Genomic DNA, 9575 nt, shown 5'->3' on the forward strand with positions numbered 1-9575 from the left:
CGGGACGGCCCGAAACCGCGATGGCGCCGGAAAAAGACGGGAGAAAAAATATGATAGCCAATATGCCCACCTCAACGTTTCTTCTTTATATCGGGGTCTTTCTGGTACAGTTCGTGTTCGTCATAGGCTACGGCATCTGGTGGTGCCTCCAGGGCAGGAACCCTTCGCGTAAAGACAAGAGGAACTGACGGAGATTCCAGCCATGATGATAGCCATTCTCGTCATTTATTTCGGACTCATGCTGTTCATAGGCTATCTTGCTTCGCGCAAGGTACGGGATTCCAGAGACTATTTTCTCGGAGGCAAGGGCTTCGGTCCGTGGTTCACGGCCTTCAAGTTCGCCGCCACCTGGGAAAGCGGTGTGAAGCTTGTCGGCAGTCCGGGCATGGCCTGGAATGCCGGCTGGTCGTCGCTTGCCATGGGCATAGGCACGCCGCTGTGCTATTTCTTCTCATTCCGTGTCTTCGGTCAGCGTCTCAAGCTGGCCTTCGACCACTTCAACGTGCTCACGCTTCCGCAGATGCTGGAAAAGCGCTACGAGAGCCGCGCCATCCGCATTGTGGCGGCCGTGGCCATACTCATCGGTCTCGGCGGTTCGCTTGTGGCCCAGTTCAAGGCCACGGGTGAAATCTTTTCCGCCATTCTTGGGCTGGACTACCTGCACGGACTTTTCATCGGCGCTGTCATCGTGGGCGTTTACTGCGTCATGGGCGGCTATCTCGCCTCGGTGTGGACCGACTTCATTCAGGGCATCATCATGGTGCTCGGCTCCATAGCCATATTTACGGCCACGGCTCAGGCGGCCTTCGGCGGCGTCTCCTGGGATCTGCTCTCGCATCTCAATGCCTCGCTCGCCTCCATCGATCCCAATCTGCTCGACGTCACGGGCGGCGGAAAAATGAGCTGGTCCAATCTGTTCATCATTCTCGCCATTACCATGCTGGTCGGCATCGCCATGCCGCAGCAGAGCGTGGCCATATTCTCCATGCGCGACGTCCGTACCGCACGCGTGGCCATGATCGTGTGCGTGGTCTTTTCCGCCATTCTTGCCTGGACGCTGGCCACCACCGGCATGATGAGCCACATGGTGCTCGATCCTTCCGAAGTGAAGAATCCCGACATGGTCATTGCGCTGCTCATTCCCAAGGTGCTTTCGCCCCTCATGGGCGGCATATACCTTGCCGCGGTGCTTGCCGCCATCATGTCCACGGTGAGCGGTTCCATCGTGGTGGCAGCCTCCTCGCTTATCGAGGATATTTTCAAGCTGGCCATCCCGCATCGCTATGAGCGGCACCCCATGTTCTACAATCGCGTCGGCGCGTCCGTGTTCGTGCTGCTGCCGCTGCTTTTCGCCGTCAAGCCGCCCACCATCATTTTCTGGATAGGCGTGTTTGCCTTCGGTTTTCTGGTGTTCACCTTCCTCATGCCCATGATCGGCGTCATTCTGATCCCCCATGCCACCAGACAGGCGGCGCTGGCGCAGATGGTATGCATCATGATCATCATTCCCGTATGGACCATATGGCTGCAGAAGCCTACGGGCATTCCCGCGCTCCTGGTGGGGCTCATAGGCGCGCCGCTTATCTTCTTTGCGGTCAACGCCGTGTTCAAAAAGAAGGAGCTTGCTCCGGAAATCAAGGAGTTGTGGGACAAGTTCGCGCAGCTTTAGGCTGTCATGTCTCAACGGCGCGCCTTCACGACGTCGAAGGCGCGCTTTTTTTATGCCGGCGCGGGGAGCCGCACGCTTCCCGCGGGGCGTTGATGCAATGAGGCAAAGGAAACGAATCATGACATGTTCTCTGCCGTCTTCCGGGCTTGTATGGGATGAGGAACGCCTTGCCGCCCGTTACGCCTTTCTGCGTCGTCGGCGGGATGAGGTGACGCTCGAACTTTTATATTATCCGTACTGGCTTTTTCATGTGCGCGGCTCGGCGACATGGCGATTTTTCGGCGAAAGGCCGCTGGAGGGGCTGCTTGTTTGCGATGCCTGCACGGGCAGATGTCAACGCGTTTCTTCCTTCCCGGAGTGGCGCGAGGAGTCGGTTTCCTTTGATGGCGGCGGAGATCCGGCACATTTTGCGGCGGAAAAGCTCAAGGAGAACGGGGAGGAACGGCAGGTTTCGGCCTGCGTGGTTCCTCTGAAATACGGTGAGGCACAGGCCGGGGAAGGCGCGGAAGCCTTTGCGCTTGATCTTTGGCGCAGACGCTGCAATCTGCCGCTCGGCCCCCGGGCGGCCATACGCTGCACGGAAAAAACGTCGCTTTTCCTCTATAAGCCCTTCTGGGTCATGCGGCCGAAAAAAGAGCCGGAGTCGGGGCAGGGAAAAATGTTCGTTTTCGATGCCAGCACGGGACTCGGAGGCGTTTCCGAATACTGGAACGTGGTGGAATACGTGCTTGCTCTTTCGCAAAGGAAGAGTCGGGTAAGCGAGTGAACGCATTGCCTGAACGTTGCAGCGCAATGATGCGGCGGTGCTCCGAAAGCCCCGGGAAAGACAGACCTGCCCGGTACGGGACGGGGAGAGTCTCGAAAGCGGCGCTTGCAGAGGGGGCTTTTTGGAGCGGGGCGTTTCAGATGCGTGTCTGATATGCAGCAAAGAGAGAAATTGTTTAAATAAAGTTGCCGTCATAACGGTTTGCAATCAGTTGCAGAGTCGTCGCAGTCATATGCGGATCACCATTCCGCGATTGCGGCGACTTTTTCTATCTGACGGCATTCTTACAAAGTAAAATGACATGATGCTACGAGAATATGCCCGACATATGCGGAATGCTGATGCCGTCATGCGTTGATAACGCAAGGTGATGCGGCGCCGGGTAAAGGCGATCAGCCGGGCAGGACGATATGCAGTTCGGTTCCGGAAAACGGGAAAAGCGCCGATTCGTCTTTTTTTTGTTTTGTTTCTCTGTGATCGGAAAGAAAAAACGAGACGTCCGGAGAGCGTCTGGCGTCGTCGGAAAAGTATACTGCAGTATATTTTCAGAAGGCCTTTCACGGCCTGAAAAAGCGGGAGGAAAGTCTCCTGCAAATATCATCTAACATGGCGGAAAAGTGTACTTTTTTGATAGACTTTACTTTTGGATGAGGGGGATTATTTTTTGCTGGTATTTTCTGACAATCTCGACTATGCTGACATGAGCACGTTGGCGATGGAATACACGTCAGGAAAGTACACTTTTTGGACGGACCGTACAGGGATGGGCACGCTCAGTAAAAATCAGAATGACATCAGAGAAAATTTGTATGGCGACTGTATGTCTCTCGAGTCATTCATACAAGAAATGTATCTTCCTTTTGTCATGAAGAACAAAAGAAGCTGGCGTACGGATGAACGTTATGCGATGCGTCATATTATTCCGCATATTGGAGGACTTAAGCTTTCGCAAATAGATACGAATGCTCTCTATGAGTGGCGCGGGCGACTTCTTGCTTCGGGGCTCTCATCCAGCACCTGTTACCGGCTGTTCTGGCTTGCCAAATATATTCTGAACTGTGCGGTCCGCTGGAATGTGCTTGCCGACGACGCGGCCTTCCGTGATGCCCAGTGTCCGCGTGAGCAGCCACGGCGTCCGGAAGTGCTGACAGGGATGGAGAAGGAGAGGCTTCTTGATCTTCTGGCAAGGCATTCCGACAACGTGTCCGCACGAGCCATTCATCTTCTTTTTCTGACGGGAGCCAGCAAATCGGAGATTCTGTACGCGCGCTGGAAGGACGTGAATCTGCGACAGCGGGTGCTGGTCACGCGGCGCACTCCGTCCGGGGGAAAGCGCAGCATTCCTCTGAGTTTCGAAGCCGTCAGACTTATCCGGACGTTTCCCCGGCGCGACGACGTGCCGTGGCTTTTCTTTCATATGGGGAGCGGAAAGCGCGTAGTGTCGTTGTTTTCTTTCTGGAACAAGCTGAGGAACGAGCTCGGCAGGCCCGCGCTTCGTCTCAACGATCTTCGTCACGTCTTTGTCCGCTCTCTCATGCAGAAAGGCGCAAATTACGAAGATGTGTGTTCCCTGCTCGGCCATTATTCCGCCGAGGTCTTTCATCTTCAGTCGCAGATACAGGGCGATCAGGTCGGCTCTGTGTGCGGAGGATCCCAGTGAGTCGGTCTTTTTTCACAGATACGCGTTTTTTTGAAAGGCGAAAACGGGCGGCAGGAGGCGCGTTGCTCTTCTGCGCCGCTCTGGCGCTGAGCCTTTGCGCCTGTGTGCCGCAGCAGCGTACCGCGACGCCCGCCGAGGAAAAGGCGGCCGCTCCCGCGGGCGATCCTTTTGCCGTGGCCGTTTCCCGCATGACGCCCGGCCAGCAGGCCGTGATGTCCACGCCCTGGGGACCGGACTCTCTGGTCATGCTGGAAAACGTCTATACTTCCGGCCTCGGCCTTTCCTGCCGCAAGGCGCAGGTGTCGGCGGGCGGCGCTTCCCATCGTCTGGCCATCTGCCGTGACGAGTCGGGCTGGTACGTTTCCGATCCCATCTTTGAACAGTCCCAGAGATAACGCCATGGACAGCGCTCTCATCGTGCAGGGCCGCGTCATCTATGCTCTGATGATGCGCGAGGTGCATACCATCTACGGTACGTCGCGCCTCGGTTACCTGTGGGCGCTCATTCAGACGATGTGGGGCATCGCCGTGTTCTGGGGGATGCGCTATGCACTGGGCGCGTCTGATCCTCATGGTATGTCCATATTGATGTTCCTTCTCATGGGCTTCGGTATATATCACATATTCAGTGGAGTTGTTGGAAAGTGCATGAATGCCGTCAATGGCAATAAAGCCCTTCTGACTTTTCCGCAGGTTACCCCACTTGATATCATGATTGCCAGAATGATTATCGTATGGGCAACAGAAATAGTTTCCGGCATTATGATGATTGGTATATCACTGCTTTTTAATATGCAGATTTATGTAAATAATATAGGTGGACTATTTATTATTTTATTAATAACACCGCTTTTTGGACTGGGAATGGGAATGATATGTGCATCTCTTGCCGTTCTTTTTCCTACAGTGGAAAAGATCGTTCCCATGGTGTTGAGACTTCTTCTATTTGCTTCTGCGGTATTTTATTCGGCTACTGTCATACCATCATATATTATGCAGTATCTATGGTATAATCCTATGATACAGCTGATAGAGTGGGGAAGGTACTGTATGTCCAGAGGATATCCTGCCGAACCATACAGTATTTTATATATTGGTCTCATTACAATGACGAGTCTCTGTCTTGGTCTTCTTTTGGAACGATATGTACGGAGAAGAATAGAATGATAGAGCTCAGTCATGTAAGTAAATACTACTCTCTCTCCCGAGGTGTTAAGAAAATTGTTCTGGATGATATTTCCTACACCTTCAAGCCCGGGATCAACATGGGGATTCTTGGATTGAACGGAGCGGGTAAGTCCACGCTGATGAAGATAATCTCCGGGGGAATCATTCCTGATGAGGGAAGCGTGAAACGCACCAGTCGTGTTTCCTGGCCCATAGGTTTTACAGGGGGCTTTCACGGCAGTCTCACAGGACGGGAAAATATGCGCTTCACCTGCCGCATTTATGGGGCAGATATCAAGCAGGTGACGGATTTCGTGGAAGATTTTTCCGAACTTGGCCCGTACATGGATATGCCCATCCGCACCTATTCATCCGGTATGCGTTCCAAACTGGCCTTTGGTCTCAGCATGGCCATAGGCTTTGATTTTTATCTTATCGATGAAGGCTATGCCGTGGGTGACGCGTCGTTTCGCGCCAAGAGTGAACGGATATTTCAGGAGCGAAAGGCGACTTCTACACTTATCGTCGTGGCCCACAGCACTTCCGTCATACGAAAGAACTGTGACAACGCCGCAATCCTGAAAGATGGGCGTCTGCATCTGTTCGATTCACTGAATGATGCTCTTGCAGCATATGAGGAACTTTGTCGTGGCAGAAGGTAACGAAAATAAGGAAAAAAACGTTCAGCCGTCGGTAAAAGCTTCGGCGGGGAATCCTTCCGCTGCGGCGCCTCAGAAGGATGCAGACAAATCTCCCTCTGCACCTGTATCTCCCGCGCCTGCCAAAGCACCTGCGGCCACGTCAAAGCCTGCGTCGGCAGCAGCCGGGGCGGCCACCAAAGCTTCTGTCCCAGCTCAGGCGGAGGGGGCGGCGGCAAAGCCGTCGACTCCCAAGGCATCTCCCTCTGCACCCGTATCTCCCGCGCCAGCCAAGGTACCTGCAGCTGCGTCAAAGTCTGCACCCGCAAAAACGGCTCCTGCCGGTACGCCGGCCATGTCTTCCGCCGGAAAGCCCGCCACGGTGACGGCGGAAAAAGAGAGCATCCTGTTTGTATCTCTTTCGGAGGGCGAAAGCCGCAGAAGCAGAAAATGGAGAAAAATTCGCCGTGCGTTGAAAAGTCCCTGGCTTTTACTGGTTATCGTACCCACCGTTCTGGCCTTTATTTATTTTCTTCTGCTTGCTTCCCCCATGTATGTGTCGAATGCCAGCTTTGCGATACGCAGCGCGAATGCTTCATCCTCTTCGGGGATGGATATTGCATCCGTATTCCTGAAGACTTCCGGTTCTACGGGCAATGATACCTATATCCTCAACGACTACATTCAGAGTCTTGACATTGCGCAGGACATTGATCGTGAACTTGGCATCGTAGCGCATTACAGCAGTCATGACCACGATATTATTTCCCGGCTGTGGAGTCATCCTACTCAGAATGAACTCGCGCGGTACTGGCGCTGGGCCGTGGTTCCTCAGCTCAATGTGGATACAGGCATCATTTCTCTGGAAGTGAAGGCGTACACGCCCCAGATGGCGCAGCAGATCACTGAAGCCGTGCTTTCGCGCAGTGAGGCGCTGGTGAATGCCATGAACAAGCGTGCTCAGAGTGATGCCGTGGCTCTGGCCAGTAAAGAAGTACAGCGTGCGGAAGAGCGGGTGCGCAATGCTCAGAGCTCCATGCGGGAGTTTCGCGACGCGCACAATCTTATTGATCCCAAGGTGACGGCGGAAGGTCTGCAGGGGCTTGTTACCGGTCTGGAAGCCGAGGCGACTACGCTGCGCACCCAGATATCGGAAGCAAGGTCCTATATGAAGGCGGACGCTCCGCTCATCAAGTCCCTTACGCAGCGCCTTGCGGCTGTGGAAAAGCAGCTTGATGAAGAGAAGCTGCGCGTGGCCGGGCAGAACTCCACCCAGGGCAACCTGAATTCTCTGGTGGCCGCCTATGAAGATCTGACCATAGAAGCGGAGTTTGCCCAGAAGCAGCTGGTTTCGGCCATGACGTCTCTGGAGCAGGCTCGTATTCAGCAGATGGCGCAGTCCCGCTATGTGGTGGCCTATCAGCAGCCTACGCTGCCGGACGAGTCCCTGTATCCCAGACCTTTCCTTTTCACGCTCTATGTTTTTGCGGGACTGCTCCTTCTTATGGGCATTGTTTCGCTGGTATGGGCGTCCATTCGAGAACATGCAGGTTTTTAATATGAAGAGAATATACGACGCAGGAATATTATATTTTCTGTGCATACTTTACGCACAGCCTGTTTTTGCGGCGGATGCGCAGATGCAGAGCTATGGAGCCGCAACTCAGTATCAGAGTTCCATGTCATCAGGTGTGCCCATGCAGGGGAGCCTGCCTGCGTCTGCTCAGAACAGCATGAACGTGGTCTCGCAGTCCACGCCGGGCAGTTATCCGATGTTCGACGGTTCGCTTCCGTACCGGGAAAAGCAATCCACGCCTACGGTTATGGACGCTCCGCCCGCGTGGGCCCAGGGAAAGCTCAATCCCTCGGCTTCGGCCCTTCTTGCTCCCTTCGGCGCCAATCTGTTCCACGGAAATTTTGCCGGGACCTACAACGACGGGATGAACGGCGACTATGTCATTTTGCCGGGCGACCGCATCATGGTGCGCGTGTGGGGGGCAAAAACCTACAACGACGTGCTTCCTGTGGATCAGCAGGGCAATATTTTTCTGCCGGAAGTGGGGCCCGTGCGCGTGGCCGGACTCAAGCAGTCCGCGCTTCAGGGCGCGGTGAGGGCCCGCCTTGCCTCGGTATTTACCGACAACGTGAACATCTACGTGAATCTTCAGAGTTCGCAGCCTGTGGCCGTGTACGTGACGGGCTTTGTCAATCAGCCCGGCCGCTATGCTGGCGGCCCCATGGATTCCGTGATGTCCTACCTCGATCGCGCCGGAGGCATTACGCCGAATCGTGGAACGTTCCGCAAAGTGCAGGTGAAGCGCGGCAACAAGGTCGTTGCCAGCCTTGACCTTTATGACTTTGCCCTCAACGGCAATATGCCGGATGTCCGTTTGAAGGACGGCGACGTCATTCTTGTGGGTGAGCGCGGTGTGAGCGTGGCGGCCTACGGCATGCTTCGTCAGGAAGCCCGCTATGAATTCAGCGGCGCAGCCACGGGTTCTCAGCTCATACGCTACGGCAGTCCTCTTGCCAGCGCGACTCATGTGAGCGTTTCCGGTATTCGTGCAGGTAAGCCTTTCAATGAATATATGACGTTGCAGGAGTTTTCCGGCATGCGTCTTGCCGACGGCGACAGTGTGGAATTCGTGGCCGATACCAGGGGCCGTACCATCATGGCTTCCGTGAGCGGAGCCATACGGGGGGCCTCGCGTTTCCCGGTGAAGAACAGCACCACGCTTCGTTCTCTTCTTGCCTATGTGGAAGTGGACCCGGCGCTTGCCGATGTATCCGCCGTCTATGTCCGCCGTCAGAGTGTGGCCCAACAGCAGAAGACCATCTTGGAAGATTCCCTTCATCGTTTGGAGCGGTCCGCGCTTACGGCCACTTCTGCCACGGCAGAGGAAGCACAGATACGTGTACGCGAGGCGGAGCTCGTGCAGGACTTCATCCATCGCGCGGCCAATCTTACGCCCGACGGCGTTGTGGTGGTGAGCCGCGGCGGTGAGGTGCGTGATCTTCTTTTGGAAGACGGGGACGAGGTGGTCATTCCGCAGAAGAGTGACGTGGTGCAGGTATCCGGCGAGGTGCTTTTGCCCAAGGCCGTGACCTTCGATTCTTCCATGAAGGCGGAAGACTACGTGAAAAGCGCGGGCGGATTTACCGACCGTGCGGACTCGGAGAACGTGCTTGTGGCCCGAATGAACGGCGAAGTCGGCCCCATAGCGGAACTCGGCGTTCATGCCGGGGACAGGATTCTTGTCATGCCCCGTGTGGATACAAAGAATCTTGAACTGGCCAAGGGTATCACTCAGATACTGTATCAGATTGCCGTAGCGACTAAGGTTGCCGTGGGGTTATAAGTCCATGGATGTAACGATCTCCGTTGTCGTTCCCATCTATAACATGGAACGGTTTATTTCTCAGGCCGTGAAATGTTTAAAAGATCAGGATATGGACGATATTGAATTCATCATGATCAATGATGGATCTACAGACAGGACCATGGAAATCCTTTGTGAAGAAATAAAGGACGATGGAAGATTTCGTACTATTTCCATGGAAAATCATGGATATGGATATGCCTGTAACTATGGGATGAAATGTGCAAGAGGTAAATATATTGCTATTTATGAACCTGATGACACTATAAAAAATGATTTTTATTCAACACTGAAA

At 54.4% G+C, this 9575-nt stretch carries 10 protein-coding genes; all 10 read left to right on the forward strand.

Going from position 1 to position 9575, the window contains the following annotated elements; all coding sequences use genetic code 11:
• The first annotated feature begins 50 nt into the window (after positions 1-50).
• Entirely contained in the window at positions 51-188 is a 138-nt protein-coding gene (locus QZZ60_RS08560) for a hypothetical protein (protein ID WP_295640514.1), read from the forward strand.
• A 14-nt stretch (positions 189-202) separates the two neighbouring features.
• The gene (locus QZZ60_RS08565; RefSeq protein ID WP_295640515.1) at positions 203-1669 is read left to right on the forward strand and encodes a hypothetical protein; all 1467 of its coding nucleotides are present in this window, start codon (positions 203-205) and stop codon (positions 1667-1669) included.
• Positions 1670-1787: 118 nt separating this feature from the next.
• Complete coding sequence (locus tag QZZ60_RS08570; RefSeq protein ID WP_295640517.1) at positions 1788-2435, forward strand: hypothetical protein; 648 nt, start codon at positions 1788-1790, stop codon at positions 2433-2435.
• Positions 2436-3099: 664 nt separating this feature from the next.
• Positions 3100-4095, forward strand: coding sequence for a site-specific integrase (locus QZZ60_RS08575; protein ID WP_295640519.1), 996 nt, complete (start codon positions 3100-3102; stop codon positions 4093-4095).
• A gap of 62 nt (positions 4096-4157) precedes the next feature.
• On the forward strand, positions 4158-4490 hold the full coding sequence (locus QZZ60_RS08580; protein WP_295640521.1) for a DVU3141 family protein: 333 nt from the start codon (positions 4158-4160) through the stop codon (positions 4488-4490).
• 4 nt (positions 4491-4494) lie between these two features.
• Entirely contained in the window at positions 4495-5262 is a 768-nt protein-coding gene (locus QZZ60_RS08585; RefSeq protein WP_295640523.1) for an ABC transporter permease, read from the forward strand.
• The gene (locus QZZ60_RS08590; protein WP_295640525.1) at positions 5259-5924 is read left to right on the forward strand and encodes an ABC transporter ATP-binding protein; all 666 of its coding nucleotides are present in this window, start codon (positions 5259-5261) and stop codon (positions 5922-5924) included. The genes QZZ60_RS08585 and QZZ60_RS08590 overlap by 4 nt, the downstream gene beginning before the upstream one ends.
• 586 nt (positions 5925-6510) lie before the next feature.
• Positions 6511-7458, forward strand: coding sequence for a capsule biosynthesis protein (locus QZZ60_RS08595; protein WP_295640527.1), 948 nt, complete (start codon positions 6511-6513; stop codon positions 7456-7458).
• Positions 7459-7540: 82 nt separating this feature from the next.
• Positions 7541-9259 carry a polysaccharide biosynthesis/export family protein gene (locus QZZ60_RS08600; RefSeq protein ID WP_295640529.1) on the forward strand — a complete coding sequence of 573 codons (1719 nt, stop codon included), beginning with the start codon at positions 7541-7543 and terminating at the stop codon, positions 9257-9259.
• A gap of 4 nt (positions 9260-9263) precedes the next feature.
• A partial coding sequence (locus QZZ60_RS08605; RefSeq protein WP_295640531.1) for a glycosyltransferase occupies positions 9264-9575 on the forward strand: 312 nt, incomplete at its 3' end.

It is taken from the genome of uncultured Mailhella sp. (genome assembly GCF_905187505.1).
Classification (GTDB): Bacteria; Desulfobacterota; Desulfovibrionia; order Desulfovibrionales; family Desulfovibrionaceae; genus Mailhella.

Bases quoted from the DNA above. Each gene is read 5' to 3' on its own strand.
- QZZ60_RS08585 (WP_295640523.1), top strand. From the start codon at position 4,495: ATGGACAGCGCTCTCATCGTGCAGGGCCGCGTCATCTATGCTCTGATG.
- QZZ60_RS08590 (WP_295640525.1), top strand. From the start codon at position 5,259: ATGATAGAGCTCAGTCATGTAAGTAAATACTACTCTCTCTCCCGAGGT.
- QZZ60_RS08565 (WP_295640515.1), top strand. From the start codon at position 203: ATGATGATAGCCATTCTCGTCATTTATTTCGGACTCATGCTGTTCATA.
- QZZ60_RS08560 (WP_295640514.1), top strand. From the start codon at position 51: ATGATAGCCAATATGCCCACCTCAACGTTTCTTCTTTATATCGGGGTC.
- QZZ60_RS08570 (WP_295640517.1), top strand. From the start codon at position 1,788: ATGACATGTTCTCTGCCGTCTTCCGGGCTTGTATGGGATGAGGAACGC.
- QZZ60_RS08600 (WP_295640529.1), top strand. From the start codon at position 7,541: ATGCAGAGCTATGGAGCCGCAACTCAGTATCAGAGTTCCATGTCATCA.
- QZZ60_RS08595 (WP_295640527.1), top strand. From the start codon at position 6,511: ATGGATATTGCATCCGTATTCCTGAAGACTTCCGGTTCTACGGGCAAT.